Source organism: Blastococcus sp. HT6-30, from assembly GCF_039729015.1.
GTDB lineage: Bacteria > Actinomycetota > Actinomycetes > Mycobacteriales > Geodermatophilaceae > Blastococcus.
Genome location: NZ_CP155792.1, coordinates 2,894,449 through 2,919,268, shown reverse-complemented (window position 1 = coordinate 2,919,268; position 24,820 = coordinate 2,894,449). Strand labels below are relative to the sequence as shown.

Genomic DNA, 24,820 nt, shown 5'->3' with positions numbered 1-24,820 from the left:
TCCGGCCGGGTCAGGGCCGGCCGTCCGCGGTGGCGACGGCACCGGTGGGCACCGGGACCGGACGCGGGGCGGGCGCAGGCTCCGCGGTGACCTGGGCGGAGGCGAGCGGGGCGGAGGCCGCGGGGGCATCGGGCGCCAGGCCGTCGAGCACCTCGCGGGCGAGCTCGACGACGGGCCGGCCCTGCGTGCGCGCGTCGCGGCGCAGCCCCTCGAACGCCGTCCGGAGGCTGGTGCCGTGCCGTTCGGCGAGGACGCCGATGGCGCGCTCGGTGGACACCCGGGAGGCCAGCGCGTGTTCCAGCTGGGCGACGGTGCGCTCCAGGGCGGCGATCCGCGCGTCCACCGGGTCGGTTCCGGCGGGCGCGCCGGCCGGGCCGCGCGCCGAACGCCGGGCGGTGCGGTCGGGCTCGGGCAGGGCGCCCAGCTCGTCGGCCACGAGGTCGGCCAGGGTCATGCCCTCGACGAGACCGTCGACCGGGTCACCGGCGACCGCCCCGGCGGGCAGCGGGACGACGACCCAGCCGCGGGTGACCCGGGTCAGGGCTATCCGGGGCCGGTCGTCGTGCAGCGGACCCCCGGCGCCGCCCGCACGGAGGGGCGCCGCACCGGGGCGCACGGGCCCGTCGAGTTCGTCGGAGTGCCGGGGGCCGGGGACCACGGAGCTCACGCCTCCGGAAGCCGTGCGAGCTGGGCCTTGACCGCGTCGATGCTGGGGTTGGTCAGCGCGCTGCCGTCGGGAAAGATCAGCGTGGGGACCGTGCGGTTGCCCCCGTTGGCCTGCATGACCAGATCCGCGGCCTGCGGATCGGTCTCGATGTCGACCTCGGCGAACTCGATGCCCTCGCGCTGCATCAGCTTCTTGAGGCGCACGCAGTACCCGCACCACGTGGTGGTGTACATGGTGACGGCGGTGCCGGGGGTCGTGGTCATCGCGGGGAGTCTCCCTGTTCCTGCCTGGCGGGTCCAGCCCCGGGACGGGGTGGCGCGTGCGTGCATGTCAACGAGTGGCTCCTGGGGATGCTTCCCGCCGCCGTCGACGCCGGCTGGGAGGATCGTGGCCGGGGGCCGACGGCTCCTGCGGGACGGGTGGGCGAGGAACGCGGAGGGACGCCGGCGATGGCGCATGCGGACGCGGAGGCCGTGCTCGACGGCCTCGACGACGAGCAGCGCACGGCGGCGCAGGCGGTGTCCGGGCCGGTTTGCATCCTGGCCGGTGCCGGTACGGGGAAGACCCGCACCATCACCCACCGCATCGCCTACGGCGTGCACACCGGCACGTACCTCCCCGAGCAGGTGCTGGCGGTGACCTTCACCGCCCGGGCGGCCGGTGAGCTGCGTGCCCGACTGGCCGCGCTCGAGGTGGGTGGGGTCCAGGCCCGCACCTTCCACGCCGCCGCGATGCGGCAGCTGCGCTACTTCGCCCCCCGGGTGCTCGGCGGCCCGATGCCCGGGCTCATCGAGAACAAGCTGCGGGTGGTCGCCTCGGCCGCCACGCGCAACCGGCTCACCACCGACCGGACCAGCCTCCGCGACCTCGCCAGCGAGATCGAGTGGGCGAAGACCACCCTCGCCACGCCCGAGGACTACCCGGCCCGCGCGAAGGCGGCCGGCCGCGAGGCGCCGTTCGAGCCCGCCGCCGTCGCCGCCGTCTACGCCAGCTACGAGCAGGCCAAGCAGCGCGACGGGGCGCTGGACTTCGAGGACCTGCTGCTGGTCACCGCCTACGCCCTCGAGGAGCACCCGGACGTCGCCCGGCAGGTGCGTGCGCAGTACCGGCACTTCGTCGTCGACGAGTACCAGGACGTCAACCCGCTGCAGCAGCGGCTGCTCGACGCCTGGCTGGGCGGCCGGGCCGAGGTCTGCGTGGTGGGCGACCCCAACCAGACCATCTACTCCTTCACCGGCGCCGACCCCGACTACCTGCTGGGGTTCGCCGACCGCTACGGCGACGCCGCCGTGGTGAAGCTCGAGCGGGACTACCGCTCCACCCCGCAGGTCGTGGGCCTGGCCAACCGGCTGATCGGCCAGGCGCCGCCGCGCAAGGGCTTGCCGGGGCTCCGCCTGCTGGGGCAGCGGCCCCAGGGCCCCGAGCCGACGTTCGTCGAGCACCCCGACGAGCCGGCCGAGGCCGCCGCGGTCGCCGCACGGTGCAAGTCCCTGATCGGCGACGGGACGCCCGCCGCCGAGATCGCCGTGCTGTTCCGGATCAACGCGCAGTCGCAGGTGTACGAGTCGGCGCTGGCCGACGCCGGGGTGCCCTACGTGCTCAAGGGTGGCGAGCGCTTCTTCGAGCGGCCCGAGGTCCGCGAGGCGGTACTGCTGCTCCGCGGGGCCGCGGCAGGGGGGAACGAGCCGGGCATGCTGGTGCCCGCCGTCCGTGACGTGCTGGCCTCCACGGGCTGGGTGGAGCACCGACCGCCGGCTGGGGGAGCGGCGCGGGACCGCTGGCAGTCCCTCGCCGCGCTGGTCGACCTCGCCGTCGACCTGGTCGCGGAGAACCCGTCGCTGGACCTCGCCGGCTTCGTCACCCACCTCGCCGAGCGGGCCGACGCCCAGCACGCACCCACCGTCCAGGGCGTCACCCTCGCGTCGATGCACGCGGCCAAGGGGCTGGAGTGGGACGCCGTCTTCGTCGTCGGCCTGGTCGACGGCGTGCTGCCGATCGCGCAGTCGCTGAGCCGGCCGGTCGCCGTCGAGGAGGAGCGGCGGCTGCTGTACGTCGCCGTCACCCGTGCCCGCGAGCAGCTCACCCTGTCCTGGTCGCTGGCCCGCAACCCCGGCGGCCGGCGCTCTCGGCCGCGCAGCCGGTTCCTCGACGGCCTCGCGCCGGATTCCGGCCCCACCGCGCCGCCGGCCCGCCGTGCGGCCAAGCGCCCCAAGGTGGTCCTGGAGGGCGAGGCCGGCGAGCTGTTCGAGCGGTTGCGCGCGTGGCGCAGCCAGGCCGCCCAGTCGGCGTCGGTGCCGGCCTACGTGGTCTTCACCGACGCCACGCTGCAGGCCATCGCCGAGACCCGCCCCGCCAGCCTGCGGGAGCTCTCCGGGCTGCCCGGCATCGGGGCCCGGAAGCTGGAGCTCTACGGCGAGGACGTGCTCGCCGCCGTCACCGGCTGATCCGGTGAGGATGCCGCCGCCGAGGGCGACGGCAGGCGGTTCCGAGACCGGCGGGAACTCCGTTCGGAGACGCCGCGATCAATTCGATTGACCCCGGTTCCGGCGGGGTCCTAGTGTTCCGTCGCACACGAGCTGCACCCCGTTGCGCGCCCGGCCGACCGGCCGGGGCGCGGGCCCAGGAAGGAGGGGGAGCTTCGATGACCAGCATGACCTGGGCCGCCGCCTCCGACCTCCTCGTGCGGGGCGGCGCCGACGTGCGCGAGGGTGGCCTGAGCACGACCGGTGCCACCGTCCTCATCCAGGGCACCGGTCCGTCCGTCGCCGCCGGCACCCGCGGGAACGTGGCCACCGGCCTGATCGGGTCGACCGCCGGCACGGGCTCGTCCCGCGTCGCCCCGGTCGCCATCCGGCGCCCCGAGTCGCAGCACGTCGTCGAGCGTTTTCTCGCGCCCACGTACCTGCCCCAGGACGACGCCACCACCCCCGGGCTCCGAGTCCCCGGGAGACCGCTGAGCTAGCCGCTCACCGGTCCTCCTCGAGGCCGCGGAACCCGAACCCCGGGATCCGCGGCCTTCTTCTTTCCTCCGCGGCTCCCGGCCCCGACGTCGGTCGGCGGACCCCCGCCGGCCGTGCCCGACGAGTACGAGGAGGAGCGGCAGTGCAGCAGACGATCGACCCCCCGACGTCCCACCGCCGGCCCGGGCTCCCCTGGACCGACGGCGCCACGCCGACCGGTTCCCGCCCACCCCACCGGCGGCGGCCACGCCCACCGCTGCGACCCGCGCCGGTCCGGCGTCCGCTGCCCTGCCGGGTAGAGGACCCCGAGCTGTGGTTCGCCGAGGCACCGGCCCAGCTGGAGCTCGCCAAGAGCTTCTGCGGGGACTGCCCGGTCCGGGAGTCCTGCCTGGCCGGCGCGCTGTCGCGCGCCGAGCCGTGGGGCGTCTGGGGCGGCGAGATCTTCGAGCGGGGGGCGGTCATCGCCCGGAAGCGGCCCCGCGGCCGCCCCCGCAAGGTGGTCGCCGCATGAGCCCCGCGGCGCCCGTCACCAGCACCACGACATCCAGCATCCCGGCGGCCGGACCGCCGACTCCGTCGAAGGAACCAGCCATGTACATGCTCGAGCACGAGATGGCCCGCAGCCGCATGCACGAGCTCCGGGCCGAGGCGATGGCCGCCAGCCGCGCCCGTCGTCTCTACCTGGCGCGACGGGCCGCCCGTCGCGCCGAGCGTGCGGTCCGCCGGGCCGCCCGCGCCAGCGCCGCCGTGCACTGAGCTCATCGCGGTCCTCCCGACCGCCCTGCGGCCCGGGCCCGCCAAGGTGCCCGGGCCGCGCCGTCACTCCGCGAAGCCGGGGAGCCACTCCTCCAGGATGGCCCGCCAGTCGGCCGCTGCGTCCAGCTGGCAGAGCACGCCGATGGAACCCATCGAGACCCGGTGGATGAGCAGGTAGGCCGGTGGCAGGTTCAGCTGCCGGCCCAGGCGGTTGGCCTCGGTCCGCGGGTCCCCGATCCGTATCGCCTGCTCCTGCATCCAGGCGCGGGTGAAGCGGAAGTGATGGCCGGTGACCGGCTCCAGCAGGGGGCGCAGGTAGTCGAGCACCGCCTCGGGATCGACGTCCACCCCCGGCCGCACGAACCCCTCCGTGCGCAGGTCGGCGAGGACCTCCGCCGCGCGACCGGCCAGCGCCCAGTTCAGCAGCCGCCCGATCGGCTCGGGATGCCCGTCGGGCAGCCGGGCGACCGCGCCGAAGTCGATGACGCCCAGCCGGCCGTCGGGCAGGATCCGGAAGTTGCCCGGGTGCGGATCGGCGTGCAGCAACCCGGCGCGCTGCGGCGCGGAGAAGTGCAGCGTGGCCAGCAGCCGACCGGCGCGGTCGCGCTCCTCCCGGCTCCCTGCGGCGATGATCCGCGACAGGGGGTTGCCCTCGATCCACTCGGAGACGACGACCTTGGGGGCGCTGGCCACCACCCGGGGGACGGCGATCTCCGGGTCGCCGGCGTAGGCGGCGGCGAACGCCCGCTGGGCGTCGGCCTCCAGCCCGTAGTCGAGCTCCTCGACCACGCGGGCCTTGAGCTCGGCGATGAGCGGCTTGACGTCCAGGCCGGGGAAGACCGCCGCGAACAGCCGGGCGAACCGGGCCAGCTGGTTGAGGTCGCTCATCAGCGCCGTCGCCGCGCCCGGGTACTGGATCTTCACCGCGACGTCGCGGCCGTCCCGCCACGTGGCCCGGTGCACCTGCCCGATGCTGGCCGCCGCGGCCGGCGCGTCGTCGAACTCGGCGAAGCGCTGCCGCCACGTGCCGCCCAGCTGCTGGGCCAGCACCCCGTGCACGGTCCGCACCGGCATCGGCGGCGCCGCCTCCTGCAGCTTGGTGAGGGCCTCCCGATAGGGCGCCGCCATCTCCTCGGGCACGGCCGCCTCGAACACCGAGAGCGTCTGGCCGAGCTTCATGGCGCCGCCCTTGAGCTGCCCCAGCACGGCGAAGAGCTGCTCGGCGGTGCGCTGCTGCAGCTCGGCGTTCACCGTGTCGGCGGACTGGCCCGACAAGCGTCTGCCGAGGCCCAGCGTGGCCCGGCCGGCGGCGCCCAGGGGCAGGGACGCCAGGCGCGCGGTCCGCGCGACCGACCCCCCTGGCATCACCGGTCGCTCGTCACTCACGCATCCTCCTCGCCGGCGCCCGGTCGTGGCGGCGCCGTGTCGTGCCCGGTGAGCCCGTGAGCTCGCTCAGCGGCCATTGTCGCCTGTTCCACCGGGGTCCTGCCGGGGAGAGGGCCGAACGTCGTGCCCGGAGGGGGAGCCGTCGGCAGCGGCAGCGCCGCAGGCGCAGGCCGGGTGGGGCGGCCATCGCCGCAGGCGGGGGAGCAGATCGGGTGGCCGCAGCTCGAGGGTGGCGCCGAGCGTCACCGGCGCGCCGGAGTCGTCGAGGAAGGCCAGCACCTGACCGGCGGCCAGGAGCGCGGTCAGCAGGCAGGTGAGGGTGGCGCCGCTCGGGGGTGGCTCCGTGGCGGTCAGCTGGGCGGCGAGGCGGGGCCAGCGCGCGTCGGCGTCCCGGCGGTGGAGGTCGGCGCAGCGCAGGCAGCTGGTGGAGCCCGGCACGACCAGCGGTCCGACGACGCCCGTCTCGCCCCGCACGGTGGCGACCAGGTGAGGCCCGTCGACGACGGCGACCAGCGGGTCGGAGGCGGCCCACGGCCGGGTGAGGACGGTCAGGTCGGGCAGCAGTCCGGCGGGCAGAGGCCCGAGGTCGGTCAGCGGGCTGGCCCGGCGGATCGCGTCGGCGGCTGCCACCGACCGGGGCCGGCCCTCGTCGGCGGCGGTCAGCCCGCCCACCACCGCGTCGGCCGCCCTGACCACGCCGGGGTCCCGGACGACGACCCGGCCGATGCCGCTGGCGGCCAGGATCGCCGCGAGCGGGGTGCCGGCGCGGGTCGCACCCTCGACCACCACGGTGGCCAGCCGCCGGGCCCGCCACGCCGAGGAGCGGGGGGCAGCGGCCGCCGACGGCAGCTCCACCGCTGCGCGCGCGGCCGCCGCGGGCCCCGCACCCATCGTGATCACGTCGGCCGCGTCCAGGTCGGTCAGCAGGCCGCCGGCACGCAGGGCGTCCAGCACCGCGTCCACGAGGCCGGGGTCCAGGCCGTCGCGCACGGCGTCGGCCCGGACGGCCCGCTGCGAGCGACGCCCGTCGAGGCCGCGCAGCAACGGCGCCATTCCCGCGGCCGGCTCCAGGAGCAGCCCGTCGGTGGAGTCGACGCCGCCCACCTGCACGCTCGCGCCGTCACCGAGGAGCAGGGGTGTCGCCGGGGGCAGGAGGGGATGGGCGTTGTCGCTCACTCCGGCAGGGTCGCAGCCGGGCGGCGCTCGCGGGTCCGTCGTCCACAGGACGACGAACGGCGGCGCCCCCGAGGGGACGCCGCCGTGGTGACGTGCTGGTGGTCCTAGGCCTTGCCGAGGATCCGGTTCATCTTGGTGCCGCACACGGGGCAGGTGCCCTGCGCCATGCGGCGGCCCGACTCGCTGACCTTGACCTCGCCGTCGAAGTCGCGCTTCTCCTTGCACTTCACGCAGTAGCCGTTGTAGCTCTCCGCCACGGGTTCTCCTCGTCTCCGGGGCGCCTCGGCTCGCACGCCGGGCGCCGTTGCGCGAGAACGCTACCCGCGCGGGCGTCCCGTGACGCCGTCGGCGGGCGCCGGGAGGCGCGGAGCGGCGGCCGGCCACCCACAGCTGTGGACAACCCTGTGGACCCCATGGGGACGACCAGGCGTGTCGCTGTGCGGAACCGGGGGACGGGCCGGGGACGCCGCAGCCGATCTGGTTGCCGGCACGGCTGCGAGCTGGGTGGATGCTCTCGTCCGGGTGTGGACGGCGCACCGCTCGCGGGCCTCGTCACCGGGTGGAGCGGCCGTCATGTCCACCGTCCGTGCGACCTGCACCCGAGCGGGTGCCTCCGGGCAGGCGCTACGCGGGGACGGTGTCCTACCGTCTCCCTCGTGCCCGGAACGACTCGCGATGCGACCGCCCTCCCCGAGCCGGCGGACGACGGCGTCGTGGAGGTCCGCCGGAGCACGCGCCGCCGCCGCACGGTCACCGCCTACCGGGAGATGGGCCGCACCGTGGTGCTCATCCCGGCGGCCTTCAGCCCGGCCGAGGAGCAGCGCTGGGTCGCCCAGATGGTCGCCAAGCTGCGCACCCGTGAGGAGCGGCGCAAGCGGTCCCTCGGCGGCGACACCGAACTGCTGGCGCGGGCCCGTGCGCTCTCGGCCGCGCACCTCGACGGGCTCGCCGAACCGGTCAGCGTCCGGTGGGTGGAGAACCAGCACCGTCGCTGGGGGTCCTGCACGCCGGCCGACCGCACGATCCGGCTGTCCAGCCGGCTGCGGTCGATGCCCGAGTACGTCGTCGACTACGTGCTGGTCCACGAGTTGGTACACCTGCTCGAGCCCGGCCACGACGAGCGCTTCTGGGCGCTGGTCGCCCGGTACCCGCGGGCCGAGCGGGCCCGCGGGTTCCTCGAGGGCGTCGAGCTGGCCAGCACCGCCGGTGCGGCCGGCGAGGGCCCGGCGCCCGACGTCGTGGACTAGCCGCGCCGGCCCTCGCCGGGGCCGTCGCCGGGTTCGTCGGAGGGCTCGTCGCCGGTCGACGGCTCCTCGGTCGCCGGGCGGTCGGCGTCGTCGGCGGTCAGCGCGGCGAGCTCCTCGTCGAGGCCCTGGCGGGCGACGAAGTCCAGCGGCTCGTCGAGGTCCTCCGACGTCGGCAGCAGGTCCGGGTGCGACCACAGCCGGTCCCGGTCGGCGCTGCCGTGCTGCTGACCCATCGCACCCCAGACGGTGGCGGCGTCGCGCAGCCGGCGAGGCCGCAGCTGCAGCCCGACGAGCGTGGCGAAGGTCTGCTCGGCGGGCCCGCCGGAGGCCCGGCGGCGGCGCATCGTCTCGGCGAGGGCGGCGTGCCCGGGCAGCCGGTCGGCCGCGGCCGCCGCCACGACGGCGTCCACCCAGCCCTCGACGAGGGCCAGCAGGGTCTCCAGGCGGCGCAGCGCCATCTGCTGCTCGGGGGTCTCCTCGGGCTCGAGGACGCCGCTGCCGAGCAGGCGTTGGATGCTCTCGGGGTCGCTGGGGTCCAGCCCGGCGCCCATGCCGCCGGACATCGCCTCGCTGATGCCCCGCTCGATCGCCTCGCGGTCGATGGTGATGCCGCGGGCGTAGGCATGCACGGCGTCCTGGAGCTGCTGGCGCAGCCAGGGGACGTGTGCGAACAGCCGCTGCGAGGCGGCCTCGCGCAGCGCCACGAACAGCCGCACCTCGTCGGCGGGGCGGTCGAGCCCCTCGGCGAACGAGGCGAGGTTCTGCGGCACGAGCACCCCGGTGCCGGCGGGGGCCAGCGGCAGGCCCACGTCGGTGCTGGTCAGCACCTCCTCGGCCAGCCTGCCCAGCGCCTGCCCCACCTGGGCGCCGAACATCATCCCGCCCATGCGGCCCATGATCCCGGCGATCGGCCCGAAGGACATGGCCGCCTCCTCGGGCAGGGCGCTGGTCATGGCCGCCACCACGCGCTCGGCGAGCGGGTCGATCAGCGCGCCCCACGCCGGCTGCGTCTGCTCCACCCACTCGACCCGGGACCACGCCGCGGTCCGCTCGATGCCGGAGGGCAGCTCGGTCACCTGGTCCAGCCACAGGTCGGCGAGCCGGAGGGCCTCGGCGGTCGCCGAGCGCTCCTGCTCCGACGACGGCTGGTGCCCGGCCGCGAGCTGGCTGATGGCGCTCTGGCGGGCGAGGTCCCAGTTGACCGGCCCGCCCGACCAGTTCATGAGCTTCTGCAGCTCGGCGAACAGCGGCATCTTGCCGAGCACGTCCTCGGGCGAGCCCCCGCCGGCCATACCGCCGAAGAGGGCGCCGAGACCGAACGGGTCGCCGCCCTGGTCGCCGCGGCCGGGGTCGCGGCGCTCGGGGTCACGGTCGGGAGGGCCGAAGCCGAACGGCACGTCGCTCATGCGTCCACGGTAGACGCGCGATCTTCGGCCGGGGGCATGCGTTCGCTCGGAGTGGACGGCCCCCTGCAGGGGCCGCCGTGCGCGTGCGACCGGTGGGGGCAGGGGGCCCTTCACCTAGGCTCGCCCCTCGTGACCCGTCGGAGCGCCGTCCTCAGCGTGGGCGCCGTGCTGCTGCTGCTGTTCGGCCTCCTGAGCACAAGCGTGCCGGTGCCCTACGTCGCGCAGGTGCCCGGCCCGACCTTCGACACCCTGGGCGAGATCGACGGTGAGCCGATCATCGCGGTCGAGGGCAGGGAGCGCAACGAGGTCGAGGGTGCCCTGAACCTGACCACCGTGGGTGTCAGCCGCGGCGGGCTCAGCCTGGTCCAGGCCGTGCGGGGGTGGTTCGACGACGAGGTCAGCGTCGTCCCCGAGGAGTCGGTGTACCCGCCCGACCGCAGCGAGGAGGAGACGCGGCAGGTCAACCGCCAGGCGTTCCTCACCTCGGAGCAGGCGGCCGAGAGCCTGGCGCTCGGCGAGCTCGGCTACCCGCAGAAGGTGGTCGTGCGCGAGGTGCCGGAGGGGTCGCAGTCGGAGGGGCGGCTCGAGGAGGGGGACGCGCTGGAGTCGGTCGACGGGCAGCCCGTTCCGAACACCGACGTGCTGGCCGACGTCCTGACCGGCGTCCCGGCCGGCACTTCGGTCCCGGTCACCTACACCCGGCTCGGCGAGCCGGGCACGACCGAGGTGACCACCGGGGCCGCGGAGGGCCGGGAGGGATCACTGCTCGGGATCTCCGTGCTCGACCAGCCCGCGGCGCCGTTCGACGTGGACATCCAGGTCGCCGACGTGGGCGGGCCCTCGGCCGGCCTGATGCTCACCCTCGGGATCCTCGATCTCGTGGGGGAGGAGGACCTCACCGGCGGCGCTGTCATCGCCGGCACCGGCACGATCGACCTCGAGGGCAACGTCGGGCCGATCGGCGGCATCGCGCTGAAGATGGTGGCGGCGCGCGACATCGGCGCCGAGGTCTTCCTGGTCCCCGAGGGCAACTGCGCCGAGGCCGTGGCCGCGCCCGACACCGGCGTCCCGACGGCCAGGGTCGCGACCCTGGACGACGCGCTCGAGGCCCTCGCCGACGTGCGCGCCGGCCGGACTCCGGAGAGCTGCTGATCCCACCCGCACCCCTCTGACTGGCGTTACGGTGCCGCCGGGAACCCCGCGCCGTCCGGTGCGTTGTCCTTGGGGCCGGGCCTCGCCCCGGCGCCGCACCACCCGACCTCGCGGTCGGTCGTCCCGTGGCCTGCGAGGCCACGCCTGCAAATCGAAGGAGCCCGCTCGTGGCCATGCGGCCCCCCGTGCCGGTACCGACCCTGTCGCGGCGCGCGAAGCTGGTCATCGGCGCCATCGCCGTGCTGCTGGTGCTGTTCACCGTCGTCGGGACGCTCACCAACGTCTACGTCGACTACCTGTGGTTCGACTCCACCGGGTTCACCGAGGTCTTCTGGACCGAGCTGCAGACCCGTGCCCTGCTCTTCGCCGTCGCCGGCGTGGCCACCGGCGGCCTGACCGCGCTGGCGATGTACCTGGCCTACCGGTTCCGGCCGACGTTCCGGCCGATGTCGCTGGAGCAGCAGAACCTCGAGCGCTACCGGCAGTCGCTGGAGCCGCGCCGCGGCCTGGTGCTGACCGGCATCGCGGTCGTGCTCGGCCTGTTCGCCGGGTTCACCGCGCAGAGCAGCTGGGAGACCTGGCTGTCGTTCCGCAACAGCACCGACTTCGGCCGCACCGACCCGCAGTTCAGCATCGACCTGTCGTTCTTCGTCTTCGACTACCCCTTCTACCGGCTGCTGCTCGGCTTCGGCTTCGCGATCGTCATCCTCGCGCTGATCGGCTCGCTGCTGACGCACTACGTGTTCGGCGGGCTGCGGCTGCAGACGCCCGGGCAGAAGCTCACCCCGGCCGCGCGGGTCCAGCTGTCGGTGCTGCTGGGCTTCTTCCTCGCCCTCAAGGCCGTCGCCTACTGGCTGGACCGCTACGGGCTGGTCTACTCCGACCGCGGTGTCGTGTTCACCGGCGCCAGCTACACCGACGTCAACGCGCTGCTCGTGCCGAAGACCATCCTGGTCTTCGTGGCGGCGGTCTGCGCCGTGGCGTTCTTCGCCAACATCGTCGTCCGCAACTTCCTGCTGCCCGCCGCCGCCCTGGTGCTGCTGCTGGTCTCCAGCCTGGTCATCGGCGTCGCCTACCCGGCGATCGTGCAGCAGTTCGTCGTCAACCCGAGCGCCAACGAGAAGGAGGCGGACTACATCGAGCGGGCGATCAAGTCGACCCGGGATGCCTACGGTCTCGACCAGATCGACTACGTCGACTACGCGCAGCAGACCACCGGCGACGAGGTGGACCCCGAGGCTGCGCTGGCCGAGCTGCGCAACGACACCGAGACGATCCCGAACGCCCGGCTGCTGGACCCGAACGTCCTGACCGACACGTTCACCGCTCGCCAGCAGATCCGCAACGTGTACGGCTTCCCCGAGAAGCTCGACATCGACCGCTACACCGTCGACGGCGAGACCGGCGACTACGTCGTGGCGGTGCGCGAGCTGGACAGCGCCGGGCTGTCGGAGAACCAGAGCACCTGGATCAACCGGCACACCGTCTACACCCACGGGCACGGCTTCGTCGCCGCTCCGGCGAACGAGGTCGTGGCCGGCTCCGAGGGCGGCGAGCCGAACTTCACCACCGGCGACCTGCCGACCCGAGGGAACATCCCGGTCGAGCAGAGCCGGATCTACTACGGCGAGCTGATCCAGGTCAACGGCCAGGACGTCTACTCCGTGGTCGGGGCGCCCGAGGGGGCCGCCCCGCGCGAGTTCGACCTGCCGGAAGGCGGCTCCGAGGACCGGCAGGTCAACAACACCTACGACGGCGAGGGCGGCGTCGCGATCGGCAGCTTCTTCCGGCAGCTGACCTACGCCATCTACTACCGCGAGCGCAACTTCCTGCTCTCCAACGCGGTGAACGAGGAGTCGAAGGTCCTCTACGTCCGCGACCCGCGCGAGCGCGTGGAGAAGGTCGCACCCTTCCTGGAGGTCGACGGCGACCCGTACCCCGCGGTGATCGACGGCCGGGTCACCTGGATCCTCGACGGCTACACGACGTCGGACTCCTATCCCTACTCGGAGCAGATGCAGCTCGGCGAGGCCGTGGCGGATGCGCTCACCGGGACCGGCACGACCGCGCTGCCGAACGAGACGGTGAACTACATCCGCAACTCGGTGAAGGCCACCGTCGACGCCTACGACGGCACGGTGACGCTCTACGCCTGGGACGAGGGTGATCCGGTCCTCCGGACGTTCATGAAGGCGTTCCCCGGCGTGATCGAGCCGAAGAGCGAGATGAGCGACGAACTGATCAGCCACGTCCGGTACCCGGAGGACCTGTTCAAGGTGCAGCGGGACATCCTGACCCGTTACCACGTCGACGACCCGATCGCCTTCTACGAGGGCAGCGACCGGTGGCAGATCCCGGACGACCCGACGCAGAACACCGAGGAGAACCAGCCGCCGTACTACATCCTGGCCCAGCGGCCGGGCGACGACGAGGCGACGTTCCAGCTGACCAGTGCGCTGAACGCCTTCCAGCGGGAGAACCTGTCGGCGTTCATCTCGGCGTCGAGCGCGCCGGAGACCTACGGCGCTCTCCAGGTGCTGCAACTACCCGGCAACACTCCATTCCGGGGTCCGGGGCAGGTGCAGAACGCGTTCATCACCAACAACCAGGTGCGCCCCGACCTCACGCTGTTCGACAGCGAGAACTCCGATGCGGTGTTCGGCAACCTGCTGACGCTGCCGATCGGCGACGCCGGGTTGCTCTACGTGGAGCCGCTCTACGTGGAGAGCACCGGGGAGGGCGGCTTCCCGCTGCTGCAGCGGGTGCTGGTCAACTTCGGTGACCGAATCGGCTACGCCAACACCCTCTCCGAGGCGCTGGACCAGGTGTTCGGCGACGGCGCAGGGGTGGTCGCGTCCGACGCCGACGGGGTGCCGACCGAGGCGGAGGAGGGGGAGGACACCCCCGGCGTGGAGCAGCCGGCCGATCCGACCGACGTGCCGATCCCGCCGGACGGCACGGACGGTCTGCCGGCCACGCCGGACATGGAGCAGGCCGTCCAGGACATCAACGCCGCGCTCGAGGCCCTGTCCAGCGCCCAGCGGGGCGGCGACTTCGCCGGTCAGGGCCAAGCCCTGGAGGACCTCCAGGCAGCCGTCGACGCCTACCAGGCGGCCCAGCAGGCGGCGGCAGCCGAGTGACCCGCGGTGGAGCCGGTGGGCCGTGTGCACACCGGCTCCACCGGCCTGCTACTCTGGTGGCACGACGCGGGGTGGAGCAGCTCGGTAGCTCGCTGGGCTCATAACCCAGAGGTCACAGGTTCGAATCCTGTCCCCGCTACCACCACGAAGGCCCGGCCCCTCAGGGGCCGGGCCTTCGTCGTTCGCGGGTGGTCGTGCACCGGAGCGGCGCGCGGCCCGTCCGTGGTGCAGGCGTGCGGCGCAGGCTCAGCGCGAGCTCAGCCCCTCCCGGCAGCGCGTGCGTCGGTCCGGTCGCGCGAGCACTCGTCGGCCTGCCGGGGCGTCCGCCGGTACGGCGTGGGACGCAGTCGCGCCGGCGCTGCCGCCGGGTGCGCGTGTGCCGCCGGCAGGGGGCGCAGCTCCGCCGCCGGGGGAGGGGCCACCGCGTGCGCGGGCGGTCGTGGCCGGCTGGTGTGGGCAGCCAGCAGCGTGTGCGGTCGCGTGCGGTCCTCCTCCGGCACGGTTTCCCCGGCCACGGTCGGCCGGGCAGGCGGCGCGGGGAAGGGCTCCCGCCGGGGCGGGTGCGCCGGGTCGGGCAGCCGGAGGTCGGTGAGGTCCTTCCACGTCGAGTGCCGCAGCCCGTCGATGGTGCACCGCACGCGGGCCGAGACGCGGCCTCCGTCGGTGTGCCGCCAGCCGAGGAGCTCTCCGGAGTACCAGATGCCGCCGTGGTGGATCTCCACCGGCTGCGGGGCACCGACGAACCTGCTCACCGCCACGTCCCCCGCCACGAAACGGACTGTAGGTCGGCCGGCAGGGCCGTCCGGGAAGGCGCGCTCCGGTGCCGACCGTCCGTGGTCCGGTGCGTCACACGCTTCCCACGGGCACGTGCCGACGCCACCGGCCGGCGCCGGTCACACCCGCGCGGCGCTCCGCCGGCTCCAGCGGTCGGGCCGCGCCTGCAGCAGGCCGGTGAGCCGGCGCTCCGCCGGGACCGCGCTGCGGCGCAGCGCCTGGCCGACGTACTCGCCCAGCAGTGCACCGGCGGCCAGGGCCAGCCCGACCGTCGCCGCGGTGCCCAGGAGCGTGATGCCCCCGAGCGTGTCGCCCTCGGTCAGCTGGCGCAGCCCGCGGTAGATGGCGAGCCCGGGCAGCAGCGGGATGATGCCCGCGGACACGTAGACCACGGCGGGCACCTGCTGCTGGCGGGCCAGGGCGTAGCTGCCCAGGCCGATCACCACGGCAGCGGTCGCCGACGGCAGGGTCGGGGACAGCCGCAGGCCGTCGTCGAGCCCGAGCAGGACCCCCCAGCCGAGGGCGCCCGCGGCGGCGGCGGGCAGCAGGGTCCGCCGCGGAGCGTGGTTGGACACCGCGAAGGCGGCCGACGCCACGGCGGCGCCGAGGAGCTGCAGCGGGACGTCGTCCATGCCGCCGACCGGCGGATCCCACATGCGCACCGGGATGCCCAGGCGCACGCCGACCGACAGGGCCACGGCGACGCCGCTGATGATCCGGCCGTGAGCAGGAGCGTCTCGAACGCCCGGGCGCTCGCCGTCACGTAGAAGCCGGTGATCGCGTCGTGCACCGCGCCGACCAGGGTGACCCCCGGCAGCAGCAGCACGATGCCGCCGGCGACCACGAGCGAGGGGCGCACGCCGAGGTCGGCGGCGACGAGCGCCAGCGCCACCGACGTGGCGACGAACCCGCCGGCGGCGTTCTGGAAGAAGGCCGGCAGCCCGCGGCGGCCCAGCGCGTCGATGGCCAGGCCGACCAGGACGGTGGCCCCGAACGCGGCGGCCGTGACCAGCGGGCCGGCGCCCAGCAGGAGGGCCACCGCGGCGGCGAGCACCGCCCGGGCGGCGGTGACGACCGCGCGGCGGTAGGTGTGCCGGGCCCGCGACACGGCTCGCAGGCGGTCGTCTGCCTCGGCCGGGGTGATCCGGTCCTCGCTCAGCGCGCCGACGACGTCGTGCACGGCCGTCGCGCGGGAGTGGTCGAGCGCTCGCTGCTGCACCAGCCGCAGCCCGGACCTGCGTCGTCGGCCGCGTGCCCGGAGACGGTGATCGAGGTGAAGGTGATGTCGCACTGGACCCGGCGCAGGCTGCCGGCGCGGGCGGCGGCGATGCAGGTCGCGGTCACCTCGGCAGCGCTCGCCCCGGCCGACAGGACAGCTCGCCGGCCTCCAGGGCGAGCTCCAGGGCGCGGTAGGCGTCCAGCGGTCCGGTGGGCGGGGTCGGCACGCGACCACCATCCCCGACCGGGAACGGCGCCAGCGCGTGGGTCTTCTCACCCCGTGCGACGTGCGCTCCGCAGGGTCACCCTGCATGCTGAGGAGTCGGTTCGAGGGCTGTCCGCCCTCCGTCTCGTCGTGCCCGGCACCGCCGGCCACTTCCAACAGGAGGACTCGCTCACCCGTGCGCAGGACATCCGCTGTCTTCTGGGCCTCATTGGCCGTCGTGCTCCCGTTCGTGGTCTGGGGTGCGGTCGCCCCCGATGCGCTCGCCTCCGCCGCCGCCGCCACGCAGTCGTTCGTCGTCGACCGGTTCGGCTGGTTCTACCTGCTGACCGCGACCACGGTCCTGGTGGCGGTGATCGCCGTGGCCGCATCCCGCTGGGGCCGGGTCCGGCTCGGCCGGGACGGCGACGTGCCGGAGTACAGCACGACGGCCTGGTTCGCCATGCTCTTCAGCGCCGGGATGGGCATCGGGCTGGTGTTCTGGGGCGTGGCCGAGCCGGTGTCGCACTTCCTGTCGCCGCCCACGGCCGACCCCGCCAGCACCGAGGCCGCCCGCGACGCGCTGCGCTACTCGTTCTTCCACTGGGGGCTGCACCCCTGGGGCATCTACGCGGTTCTCGCGCTGGCGCTGGCCTACGCCCGCTTCCGCCGCGGCTGGAAGGCCACGATCAGCGGCGCGCTCCGACCGGTGCTGGGTGACCGCGTCGACGGTCCGCTGGGCGTCGCGGTCGACACCGTCGCCGTGGTCGCCACCGTGTTCGGCGTGGCGACCTCCCTCGGCCTCGGCGCCGCGCAGATCAACGGCGGCCTGGCCGCGCTCGACGGCGGCATCGCGATCGGCCCGGGCGTGCAGCTCGGCATCATCGCGGTGGTCACGGTCCTCTTCCTCGTCTCCGCGCTCTCGGGCATCCACCGCGGGATCAAGTGGCTGTCGACGGCCAACGTCGTGCTCGCGGTGGGGCTGTTCGCCTTCGTGCTGCTCACGGCCTCGTCGGGCCGGCTGGTGGGTGCCTTCACCACCACGCTGGGCAGCTACCTCACCGAGCTGCCCACGATGAGCCTGCAGACCGGGCCCTTCGACACCCAGCGCGCCGAGTGGATCAACGGCTGGACGGTCTTCTACTGGGCCTGGTGGATCTCCTGGTCGCCGTTCGTGGCCACCTTCATCGCCCGCATCTCGCGTGGGCGCACCATCCGGGAGTTCGTCGTCGGCGTGCTCGGCGTTCCGACGCTAGTGAGCGGCCTGTGGTTCTCGGTCTTCGGCGGTGCGGGCATCGTCGCCGAGCAGGACGGGGCCGGGCTGGCGGACCAGCCGACGGAGTCCCAGCTCTTCGCCCTGCTCGACACGCTGCCGGGCGGCCTGGTGGCCGCCGTCGGCGCGATGATCCTCATCGTCACGTTCTTCATCACCAGTGCCGACTCCGCCACCTTCGTGCTCGGGTCGCTCAGCACCCGCGAGGGGCAGGACCCGGCGCGCGTGGTGAGCGTGACGTGGGGCCTGGTGATCTCGGCGTCGGCGGCGGTGCTGCTGGTCAGCGGTGGGCTGGCGGGGGTGCAGACCGCATCGATCGTCGCGGCGTTCCCGTTCGCGATCGTGCTGCTGCTGGTGCTGGTGTCGCTGGTGAAGGGCCTTCGGCAGGAACCGCGGGTCCCCGTGCCGTCGGCGGCCGGCCAGCCGGAGCGGTCGGACGACGGGGTGGGCGGCGCGACCCGCGTCGAGAGTGGTACGGTGGTTTCACCGACGCGGGGTGGAGCAGCTCGGTAGCTCGCTGGGCTCATAACCCAGAGGTCGCAGGTTCGAATCCTGTCCCCGCTACCACGACGAAGGCCCGGTCACGGATGTGACCGGGCCTTCGTGCATCCGTCCCGGCGATGTCGCCGCGGGGTGTTGTGCGTCACCGCCGACCTCTCTAACGTGCGGAGCACGACCGCCGCTCAGGGAGGACCGGACGTGTCCGTCGACGCCGTACCAGCACCGGAGACCGTTCCGCCGCGAACGGTGGGCGCCGCCGAGCTCGGCATCGACCGGTCCGACCGGGACATGGCCCGCCGGGAGCCGGCGGTGACCTTTCCCGAGGTGTCCGAGCAGCTGCCCGACCTGGAGATCACCGGCCCGCCGGCTCGCCTCCGGTCGTCGTCCGTCGACGGGCTCACGCGGCTCCCGGCCCGGCTCGCGGGCGCCCGGTGAGCCGGCTGGAGGCCGACCTCGAGCGCTGCGTGGGGGCGGGGGCCTGCGAGGCGTTGGCACCGGACCTGTTCGAGGTGGGCGAGGAGGGGACGGTCGTGGTGCTGCGCCCCCACCCGGAGGGCGGCGACGTGCGCGACGCCGAGGAGGCGGTCCAGCAGTGCCCGACGAAGGCCCTCCGGCTGGTACCGGAACAGTCGGCTCCCGCGGCCGGTTGACCCGTTCCATGGAGACCACCGTCACCGACGTCCCCGAGTCCGACCGCTTCGAGATCCGCGACGGCGACCGCGTGCTGGGCGTGGCCGCCTACGAGCGTCGCGGCGACACGCTGGTGTTCACCCACACCGAGGTCGACCCCGACGCCGGCCAGTCGGGGCTCGGCAGCACGCTGGTGCGGGCCGCCCTCGACGAGGTGCGTTCGCGCGGCGGGTCCGTCGTCCCGCGCTGCTCGTTCGTCGCGGGCTGGATCGAGCGGCACCCCGACTACGCCGACCTCGTCGCCGACACCGACCGCTGAGCCCGGGACCGGTGGGGCGGCCCGGCCGCCCCACCGGTCCGCGTCACAGCACCTTCGAGCCGTACATCTTCCCGAGCGGGTCGGCGATCAGCTCGATCCGGGCGCCGTCGGGATCGCGGAAGTAGACCGAGACGCCGCTGTGCACCTCGTGCACGACGCCGGCCTCGGTCAGCCGCTGCACCAGTTGCTCCCACCGCTGGGGGTCCACGCTGATCGCCATGTGGTGCAGGCCGCCGAGCACCTCTGCGTACGGACCGACGTCCAGGCCCGGGAAGTCGAAGAAGGCCAGCAGGTTGCCGTTGCCGATGTCGAAGAAGAAGTGCGAGGAGCCGGGGTAGTCGCGGTTCTCGATCAGCTCGGTCAGCGGGAAGCCGAGCACGTCCTGGTAGAAGCGCACCGTCCGCTCGACGTCGCTGCTGATCAGGGCGGTGTGGTGCAGCCCCCGTGCGGTCGAGGCCGGCCGCTGCCCGGTCGGGCGCAGGTGCGCCTCCCGGATGCGGGCGCGCGCCGCCTCCAGCGCGCTCAGGTCACGGTCGTTCTCGGTGGTGCTCACGGCTGGCATCCTCCTGGCTCGGGGCGTCCACCGGCGGTAACCGGCGAGACGCGCGTCTCGTTCCCGGCGCATGCCCGCCGCACGCCCAGCTGCCAAGGTGGGGACCATGCGTGTTCTCGTGGCCGGGTGGTTCAGCTTCGACGAGGTGATCGCCACCGTCGGCGACGAGCTGGGGGCCGACGCCGTGGTGGGCTGGCTCACCGAGCTGGGCATCGACCACGACGTCGCCTGGGCGCCGTACCTGCACCGGGGCGTGCACTGGCGCGACGTCGACCCGGCCGACTACACGCACCTGGTGTTCACCACGGGACCGGTCGGTGACCTGCCGCCCCTGCCCGAGCTGACCTCCGCGTTCGCCGGTGCGCAACGCTGGGCGGTGAACGTCTCCGTCGTGGACGACCTCGCCCGGACGATGTTCGACGCCGTCCTGGAGCGGGATGCGCCGGGCGTGACGCGGCCGGACCTGGCGATCGAGGGGCCGGCGCCCGAGGCCCCGGTGCTGGCCGTCGCCTTCGCGCCGGTGCAGGGGGAGTACGGCGACCGCAGCCGGGCCGACCGGGTCCGCGGCGTGATCGAGGAGTGGCTGGCCGCGCGGGCGCTGCCGTGGTTCCCGATCGACACCGACCTGTTCGACAAGCCCCATCCGCGTCGTCCGGCGCAGGTGGAGGCCCTGCTGCGGCGGTCCGACGCCGTGGTGAGCATGCGGCTGCACGGATTGGTCCTCGGGCTCAAGCACGACCGCCCGGTCATCGCCTGCGACCCGGTCGAGGGCGGCGCCAAGGTCACCGCTCAGGCGCGGGCGCTGGAGTGGCCGCTGGTGCTCTCCGCGGGCGAGGTGACATCCGAGGCGCTCGACGCCGCCCTGGCGCGCTGCCTCGACGGCGAGCTCGCCGGCGCGGTCACCCGGGCCCGGAAGCGCGGCGCGGCCGGCAACGACAGCGCGCGCCGGTGGTTCACCCGGCAACTGGGGCGTTGAGCGGTCGCTGCGCCAGCGCGAACCGGCGCTCCACGTCGGCCGGGACGGGCCGCCGCTCACGCAGCGCGGCCGGCAGCCGGACGGCCCAGCCGCGCAGCGCCGCCCGCGCCGCGGGATCGGACACGGATCGGCGGGCCAGGTGCCAGGTGGCGGTCAGCGCGACCGGCAGCGGCCGGCGCAGCCAGTCGACCAGCAGGTCGTTGCGGGTCTGCAGCGCCCACCGTTCCGGCGCCACGGTCGCCGGGCCGGCCGGGTCGTGCCAGGCGACGACGTCGTCGGCGTAGACCTGCTGCCATCCGGCTGCGGCCAGGTCGAGGGCCAGCAGGTGCTCCTCGCCGGCGAAGAACAGCAGCGGTGAGAAGCCGCCGACGGACAGGTATGCGTCCCGGCGGAGCACCGTGGCGAAGGCCGGGTAGCTGAGCACGTCCGGCCCGGGGCTCCCCGGCGTCGCTCCGAGGACGGCGGCCCGGTGCTTGCGCGTGACCGCGTCGACCGAGCCGTCGGCGGCCATCCGCACCCGGCCGGCGAGCAGGGCGACCCCGGGGTGGGCGTCGAGCAGGTCGGCGGCCCGCCCCAGGGCGCCGGGCTCCCACCAGGAGTCGTCGTCGGCGAAGGCGATGTACGGCGTGCCCGCGCGCTGCACACCGACCGTCCGGCCCACCGCCCCGCGGTTGCCGGGCAGGTCCACCACGGAGACGTCGGGGTGCTCCGCGCGGACGGCGGCCGGGGTGCCGTCCGAGGAGCCGTTGTCCACCACGATCACCGGCGGTGCGCCCGGGCCGGTCAGGTGGCCGAGGCTGCGCAGCAGCGACTCACGGCGGTCGCGGGTGGCGACGACGACGGTCACGCGAGGAGGAGTCACCTGGTCCCCGTACCGTGCGCGGGGGGTCCTCGAACACGCACTGCGCGCCGTCCGGCCGGGGGGGCAGCGGCCTTGGATCGGGTTCCACGCACCGCTCCCGGTCGCCGCGCGCTCCCCGCAGCAACCCGTCCAGCCGGCGGCCGCGCTCGCGCTGCTCGGGCTCAGCGGCGGTCGCACCATGGCCGTGATAATCACGGGACATCACCACCGGAAGGACCGAGATGATCGAGTTGCGCACGCCGGGGGAGATCGACGCCATGCGTGCCGCCGGCGCGGTGGTGGCCGACATGCACGCCGCGGTGCGGGCGCTCGCGGCGCCGGGCGTGCGGCTGACCCAGCTGGACGCCGTCGCCCGTGACGTGCTGGCCGACGCCGGCGCCACGTCGCCGTTCCTCGGCTACGCACCCCTGACCACCACCCCGCCGTTCCCCGGGGTGCTGTGCCTGTCGGTGAACGACGTCGCGCTGCACGGCATCCCGACGCCGGACGTCCTCGTCGACGGCGACCTGCTCAGCGTGGACGCCGGCGCGGTGCTCGACGGCTGGGTCGGTGATGCGGCGATCACCTTTCCGGTGGGCACGCCGCGGCCGGAGGATCTCGAGCTCGTGGCCACCACGGAGCGCGCGCTCGCGGCGGGTATCGCGGCGGCCGTCGTGGGCAACCGGATCGGCGACATCTCCGCGGCGATCGGCGCGGTCGGCCGGGCCGGCGGGTGCGGCATCAACACCGACCAGGGCGGCCACGGGGTGGGGCGCGCCATGCACGAGGCGCCGTCGGTGCCCAACGAGGGCCGCGCCGGCCGCGGGGTGCGGCTGCGGCCCGGCCTGGTCATCGCGATCGAGCCGTGGTTCCTCGCCGGTGGCTCCGACGACTACACGGTGGATGTCGACGGCTGGACCCTGCGCAGCGCCGACGGCAGCCGCGCCGCGCACGTCGAGCACACGGTCGCGGTGACCGAGGACGGCCCGAGAATCCTCACCATGCCGCGTTGACCGGCCCTGTCCAGAGGCTCGCCCCCAGCGCGCGCGAGGGTGAGGCGGACAGGGTCCTTCCGCTGACGCTGCGCGGTGAGCTAACCCAGGGCGCTCGCGAGGTCGGCGAGCAGGTCGTCGGCGTCCTCGATGCCCACCGACAGCCGCACGAGGTCGGCCGGCACCTCCAGTGGCGAGCCGGCGGCGCTGGCGTGGGTCATCCGGCCCGGGTGCTCGATGAGCGACTCCACGCCGCCCAGCGACTCGGCCAGCGTGAACAGCCGGGTGCGCTCGCAGACCTGCAGCGCCGCCTCCTCGCCGCCGCGCAGGCGGAAGGAGAGCATCCCGCCGAAGCCGGACATCTGCCGCGCGGCGATGTCGTGCCCCGGGTGCTCGGGCCATCCCGGGTAGAGCACCGAGGCGACGGCGGGGTGGTCGAGCAGGAATGTGGCGATCCGCTCGGCGTTGGCGCAGTGCCGGTCCATCCGGACGCCGAGGGTCTTGATGCCGCGCATCAGCAGCCAGGCGTCGAAGGGGCCGTTGACCGCACCCATCGCGTTCTGGTTGTAGGTGAGCCGCTCGGCCAGCTCCGGATCGCCGGTGACCAGGGCCCCGCCGACCACGTCGGAGTGCCCGCCCAGGTACTTCGTCGTCGAGTGCACGACGACGTCGGCGCCCAGCGTCAGCGGCTGCTGGAGGTAGGGCGAGGCGAAGGTGTTGTCGACGACGAGCACGGTGCCGGTCTCGTGCGCGATCTGCGCCAGCGCGGCGATGTCGGCGATGTTGAGCAGCGGGTTGGTGGGCGTCTCGCACCAGATGACCCGCGTGGTTCCCGGGGCGACGGCCTCCCGGACGGCGTCGAGGTCGCCGAGGTCCAGCGGCCGGTAGCCGACACCCCACGGCTCGAGCACCCGGGAGATGAGCCGGAACGTCCCGCCGTAGGCGTCGCCGCCCAGGACGACGGAGTCGCCGGGCCGGCAGACGGTGCGCAGCAGGGTGTCCTCCGCGGCCAGCCCGGAGGCGAACGCGAGCGCCGTCGTGCCCTGCTCCAGGGCCGCGAGCTGCTGCTGCAGCGCGTCCCGGGTCGGGTTGCCGCTGCGGCTGTACTCGTAGCCGCCGCGCAGCCCACCCACCCCGTCCTGCTTGTAGGTGGTGGTGAGGTGCAGCGGCGGGATGACCGCGCCGGTCGCCGGGTCGGGGTCCTGGCCTGCGTGGACGGCGCGGGTGTTGAAGCCGGTCACCGGGCCACCTGCCCGACGCCGGCGAGGTGACCGAGCACGTCCTGGCGGGTGACCACGCCGGCGGGCTTGCCGTCGACGTGCACCAGCAGGGCGTCGGCCGAGCCGAGCTGGGCGACCGCAGCGCTCACCGCCTCGCCGGAGCCGACGATCGGCAGCGGGGGCGACATGTGCTTCTCCACCCGGTCCGACAGCGAGGCCTGGCCGGCGAACAGCGCGTCGAGCAGCGTCTTCTCGTCGATCGAGCCGACCACCTCGCCCGCGGTCACCGGCGGCTCCGCGCGCACGACCGGCAGTTGGCTGACGCCGTACTCGCGCAGGATGTCGATGGCGTCGCGCACGGTCTCGTTCGGGTGGGTGTGCACCAGCGTCGGCGTCTCCCCGCGCTTGGTGTGCAGGAGCTCGCCGACTGTCTCGCCGCCGGTCGCCTCCAGGAAGCCGTAGTCGGCCATCCAGGCGTCGTTGAAGATCTTGTTCAGATAGCCGCGGCCGCCGTCGGGCAGCAGCACCACCAGGACGTCGTCCTTCGCGAGCCGCTCGGCCACCCGCAGCGCTGCCACCACCGCCATCCCGCAGGAGCCCCCGACCAGCAGCCCCTCCTCGCGGGCCAGCCGGCGGGTCATGGCGAAGGAGTCGCCGTCGGACACCGCGACGATCTCGTCGGCGACATCGCGGTCGTAGGTGGTCGGCCAGAAGTCCTCGCCCACGCCCTCGACCAGGTAGGGGCGCCCCGTGCCGCCGGAGTACACCGAGCCCTCCGGGTCCGCGCCGATGACCTGCACCTGGCCGTCGGAGGCCTCCTTGAGGTAGCGCCCGACCCCGCTGATCGTCCCGCCGGTCCCGGCGCCGGTGACGAAGTGGGTGATCCGGCCGTCGGTCTGCGCCCAGATCTCCGGACCCGTCGTCTCGTAGTGCGAACGCGGGTTGAACGGGTTCGAGTACTGGTCGGGCTTCCAGGCGCCGGGGGTCTCGCGGCTGAGCCGGTCGGAGACCGAGTAGTACGAGCGCGGATCGGCGGGGTCGACCGCGGTCGGGCAGACGACCACCTCGGCGCCGTAGGCCTTGAGCACGTTGATCTTCTCCTGCCCCACCTTGTCGGGGCAGACGAAGATGCAGCGGTAGCCGCGCTGCTGGGCGACCAGGGCCAGGCCGATGCCGGTGTTGCCGCTGGTCGGCTCGACGATCGTGCCGCCCGGCCCCAGCTCACCGGCGGCCTCGGCGGCGTCGACCATCCGGACGGCGATCCGGTCCTTCACCGAGCCGCCGGGGTTGAGGTACTCGACCTTGGCCAGCACCAGCGGGGCGTCGGGGCCCAGGTCGCGGGTCACCGATGAGAGCCGCACCAGCGGGGTGTTCCCCACCAGGTCGACGACGGACTCGGCGTACTGCACGGGGCGTCCTCCTGGACCGGGT

Annotated in this window: 27 protein-coding genes and 2 tRNA genes; 16 read left to right on the top strand and 13 right to left on the bottom strand. The window is 74.4% G+C overall.

Annotated features, from left to right (window positions below):
- Positions 1 to 10 precede the first annotated feature (10 nt).
- Both ABC795_RS14085 and ABC795_RS14080 read right to left on the bottom strand, forming a co-directional pair.
- Positions 11 to 667, bottom strand: coding sequence for an ANTAR domain-containing protein (locus ABC795_RS14085; RefSeq protein WP_347057814.1), 657 nt, complete (start codon positions 665 to 667; stop codon positions 11 to 13).
- Positions 664 to 930 carry a mycoredoxin gene (locus ABC795_RS14080; protein ID WP_347057813.1) on the bottom strand — a complete coding sequence of 89 codons (267 nt, stop codon included), beginning with the start codon at positions 928 to 930 and terminating at the stop codon, positions 664 to 666. Before ABC795_RS14080 ends, ABC795_RS14085 begins: the two co-directional genes overlap by 4 nt.
- 186 nt (positions 931 to 1,116) lie before the next feature.
- Here ABC795_RS14080 and ABC795_RS14075 point away from each other — a divergent pair, with 186 nt between their 5' ends.
- From ABC795_RS14075 to ABC795_RS14060, 4 genes are all read left to right on the top strand, one after another.
- On the top strand, positions 1,117 to 3,111 hold the full coding sequence (locus ABC795_RS14075; RefSeq protein ID WP_347057812.1) for an ATP-dependent DNA helicase UvrD2: 1,995 nt from the start codon (positions 1,117 to 1,119) through the stop codon (positions 3,109 to 3,111).
- Positions 3,112 to 3,308: 197 nt separating this feature from the next.
- Complete coding sequence (locus ABC795_RS14070; RefSeq protein WP_347057811.1) at positions 3,309 to 3,629, top strand: hypothetical protein; 321 nt, start codon at positions 3,309 to 3,311, stop codon at positions 3,627 to 3,629.
- A 140-nt stretch (positions 3,630 to 3,769) separates the two neighbouring features.
- Positions 3,770 to 4,138: a WhiB family transcriptional regulator gene (locus ABC795_RS14065; RefSeq protein ID WP_347057810.1), complete on the top strand. Its 369-nt coding sequence runs from the start codon at positions 3,770 to 3,772 to the stop codon at positions 4,136 to 4,138.
- A gap of 80 nt (positions 4,139 to 4,218) precedes the next feature.
- Positions 4,219 to 4,383, top strand: coding sequence for a hypothetical protein (locus ABC795_RS14060; RefSeq protein WP_347057809.1), 165 nt, complete (start codon positions 4,219 to 4,221; stop codon positions 4,381 to 4,383).
- Positions 4,384 to 4,446: 63 nt separating this feature from the next.
- Here the strand turns inward: ABC795_RS14060 and ABC795_RS14055 are convergent, their stop codons facing one another.
- The 3 genes from ABC795_RS14055 to ABC795_RS14045 form a co-directional block, all read right to left on the bottom strand.
- Positions 4,447 to 5,769, bottom strand: a complete 1,323-nt coding sequence (locus ABC795_RS14055; RefSeq protein WP_347057808.1) for an AarF/ABC1/UbiB kinase family protein — start codon at positions 5,767 to 5,769, stop codon at positions 4,447 to 4,449.
- Positions 5,770 to 5,835: 66 nt separating this feature from the next.
- Positions 5,836 to 6,945 (bottom strand): thiamine biosynthesis protein ThiF, encoded by a 1,110-nt coding sequence (locus ABC795_RS14050; protein WP_347057807.1) that lies wholly within the window; start codon positions 6,943 to 6,945, stop codon positions 5,836 to 5,838.
- 104 nt (positions 6,946 to 7,049) lie between these two features.
- Positions 7,050 to 7,202 (bottom strand): DUF5679 domain-containing protein, encoded by a 153-nt coding sequence (locus tag ABC795_RS14045; protein WP_012950213.1) that lies wholly within the window; start codon positions 7,200 to 7,202, stop codon positions 7,050 to 7,052.
- Positions 7,203 to 7,601: 399 nt separating this feature from the next.
- Here ABC795_RS14045 and ABC795_RS14040 point away from each other — a divergent pair, with 399 nt between their 5' ends.
- Positions 7,602 to 8,192 (top strand): M48 family metallopeptidase, encoded by a 591-nt coding sequence (locus ABC795_RS14040; RefSeq protein WP_347057806.1) that lies wholly within the window; start codon positions 7,602 to 7,604, stop codon positions 8,190 to 8,192.
- On the opposite strand, the gene ABC795_RS14035 is transcribed toward ABC795_RS14040, so the two are convergent.
- On the bottom strand, positions 8,189 to 9,598 hold the full coding sequence (locus tag ABC795_RS14035; protein WP_347057805.1) for a zinc-dependent metalloprotease: 1,410 nt from the start codon (positions 9,596 to 9,598) through the stop codon (positions 8,189 to 8,191). The genes ABC795_RS14040 and ABC795_RS14035 overlap by 4 nt on opposite strands.
- Before the next feature lie 129 nt (positions 9,599 to 9,727).
- Between ABC795_RS14035 and ABC795_RS14030 the strand changes: the two genes are divergently transcribed.
- The 3 genes from ABC795_RS14030 (at position 9,728) to ABC795_RS14020 (ending at position 14,032) form a co-directional block, all read left to right on the top strand.
- A complete protein-coding gene (locus ABC795_RS14030; RefSeq protein WP_347057804.1) occupies positions 9,728 to 10,750 on the top strand; it encodes a S16 family serine protease in 1,023 nt (340 codons plus the stop codon).
- A gap of 173 nt (positions 10,751 to 10,923) precedes the next feature.
- Positions 10,924 to 13,890, top strand: a complete 2,967-nt coding sequence (locus tag ABC795_RS14025; RefSeq protein WP_347060726.1) for a UPF0182 family protein — start codon at positions 10,924 to 10,926, stop codon at positions 13,888 to 13,890.
- Positions 13,891 to 13,955: 65 nt separating this feature from the next.
- A tRNA-Met gene (locus tag ABC795_RS14020) sits at positions 13,956 to 14,032 on the top strand.
- A gap of 115 nt (positions 14,033 to 14,147) precedes the next feature.
- On the opposite strand, the gene ABC795_RS14015 is transcribed toward ABC795_RS14020, so the two are convergent.
- Together ABC795_RS14015 and ABC795_RS14010 are read right to left on the bottom strand one after the other, a co-directional pair.
- Entirely contained in the window at positions 14,148 to 14,660 is a 513-nt protein-coding gene (locus tag ABC795_RS14015) for a hypothetical protein (protein ID WP_347057803.1), read from the bottom strand.
- A gap of 123 nt (positions 14,661 to 14,783) precedes the next feature.
- Positions 14,784 to 15,362 carry a threonine/serine exporter family protein gene (locus tag ABC795_RS14010; RefSeq protein ID WP_347057802.1) on the bottom strand — a complete coding sequence of 193 codons (579 nt, stop codon included), beginning with the start codon at positions 15,360 to 15,362 and terminating at the stop codon, positions 14,784 to 14,786.
- A gap of 129 nt (positions 15,363 to 15,491) precedes the next feature.
- On the opposite strand from ABC795_RS14010, the gene ABC795_RS14005 reads away from it, so the two are divergent.
- Positions 15,492 to 15,752 carry a hypothetical protein gene (locus ABC795_RS14005; RefSeq protein ID WP_347057801.1) on the top strand — a complete coding sequence of 87 codons (261 nt, stop codon included), beginning with the start codon at positions 15,492 to 15,494 and terminating at the stop codon, positions 15,750 to 15,752.
- Positions 15,753 to 15,819: 67 nt separating this feature from the next.
- Here ABC795_RS14005 and ABC795_RS14000 read toward each other — a convergent pair whose 3' ends face one another.
- Complete coding sequence (locus ABC795_RS14000) at positions 15,820 to 16,008, bottom strand: hypothetical protein (protein ID WP_347057800.1); 189 nt, start codon at positions 16,006 to 16,008, stop codon at positions 15,820 to 15,822.
- 275 nt (positions 16,009 to 16,283) lie between these two features.
- Here ABC795_RS14000 and ABC795_RS13995 point away from each other — a divergent pair, with 275 nt between their 5' ends.
- From ABC795_RS13995 to ABC795_RS13975, 5 genes are all read left to right on the top strand, one after another.
- Complete coding sequence (locus ABC795_RS13995) at positions 16,284 to 17,870, top strand: BCCT family transporter (protein WP_347057799.1); 1,587 nt, start codon at positions 16,284 to 16,286, stop codon at positions 17,868 to 17,870.
- Positions 17,848 to 17,924: transfer RNA gene (locus tag ABC795_RS13990), tRNA-Met, on the top strand. The genes ABC795_RS13995 and ABC795_RS13990 overlap by 23 nt, the downstream gene beginning before the upstream one ends.
- A 132-nt stretch (positions 17,925 to 18,056) precedes the next feature.
- Positions 18,057 to 18,293: a hypothetical protein gene (locus ABC795_RS13985; RefSeq protein WP_347057798.1), complete on the top strand. Its 237-nt coding sequence runs from the start codon at positions 18,057 to 18,059 to the stop codon at positions 18,291 to 18,293.
- On the top strand, positions 18,290 to 18,508 hold the full coding sequence (locus ABC795_RS13980; RefSeq protein WP_347057797.1) for a ferredoxin: 219 nt from the start codon (positions 18,290 to 18,292) through the stop codon (positions 18,506 to 18,508). Before ABC795_RS13985 ends, ABC795_RS13980 begins: the two co-directional genes overlap by 4 nt.
- An 8-nt stretch (positions 18,509 to 18,516) precedes the next feature.
- Positions 18,517 to 18,807, top strand: coding sequence for a GNAT family N-acetyltransferase (locus tag ABC795_RS13975; RefSeq protein WP_347057796.1), 291 nt, complete (start codon positions 18,517 to 18,519; stop codon positions 18,805 to 18,807).
- A 43-nt stretch (positions 18,808 to 18,850) separates the two neighbouring features.
- Here the strand turns inward: ABC795_RS13975 and ABC795_RS13970 are convergent, their stop codons facing one another.
- Positions 18,851 to 19,369 carry a VOC family protein gene (locus ABC795_RS13970; protein ID WP_347057795.1) on the bottom strand — a complete coding sequence of 173 codons (519 nt, stop codon included), beginning with the start codon at positions 19,367 to 19,369 and terminating at the stop codon, positions 18,851 to 18,853.
- A gap of 97 nt (positions 19,370 to 19,466) precedes the next feature.
- On the opposite strand from ABC795_RS13970, the gene ABC795_RS13965 reads away from it, so the two are divergent.
- Entirely contained in the window at positions 19,467 to 20,336 is an 870-nt protein-coding gene (locus ABC795_RS13965) for a polysaccharide pyruvyl transferase family protein (RefSeq protein ID WP_347057794.1), read from the top strand.
- Here the strand turns inward: ABC795_RS13965 and ABC795_RS13960 are convergent.
- Positions 20,314 to 21,198 carry a glycosyltransferase gene (locus tag ABC795_RS13960; RefSeq protein WP_347057793.1) on the bottom strand — a complete coding sequence of 295 codons (885 nt, stop codon included), beginning with the start codon at positions 21,196 to 21,198 and terminating at the stop codon, positions 20,314 to 20,316. The two genes, ABC795_RS13965 and ABC795_RS13960, sit on opposite strands and share 23 nt — an antisense overlap.
- A 221-nt stretch (positions 21,199 to 21,419) precedes the next feature.
- Here ABC795_RS13960 and map point away from each other — a divergent pair, with 221 nt between their 5' ends.
- Complete coding sequence (map, locus tag ABC795_RS13955; protein ID WP_347057792.1) at positions 21,420 to 22,190, top strand: type I methionyl aminopeptidase; 771 nt, start codon at positions 21,420 to 21,422, stop codon at positions 22,188 to 22,190.
- A gap of 80 nt (positions 22,191 to 22,270) precedes the next feature.
- On the opposite strand, the gene ABC795_RS13950 is transcribed toward map, so the two are convergent.
- Together ABC795_RS13950 and ABC795_RS13945 are read right to left on the bottom strand one after the other, a co-directional pair.
- Entirely contained in the window at positions 22,271 to 23,410 is a 1,140-nt protein-coding gene (locus ABC795_RS13950; protein WP_347057791.1) for a cystathionine gamma-synthase, read from the bottom strand.
- A complete protein-coding gene (locus ABC795_RS13945; protein WP_347057790.1) occupies positions 23,407 to 24,798 on the bottom strand; it encodes a cystathionine beta-synthase in 1,392 nt (463 codons plus the stop codon). Before ABC795_RS13945 ends, ABC795_RS13950 begins: the two co-directional genes overlap by 4 nt.
- Positions 24,799 to 24,820: the final 22 nt, after the last annotated feature.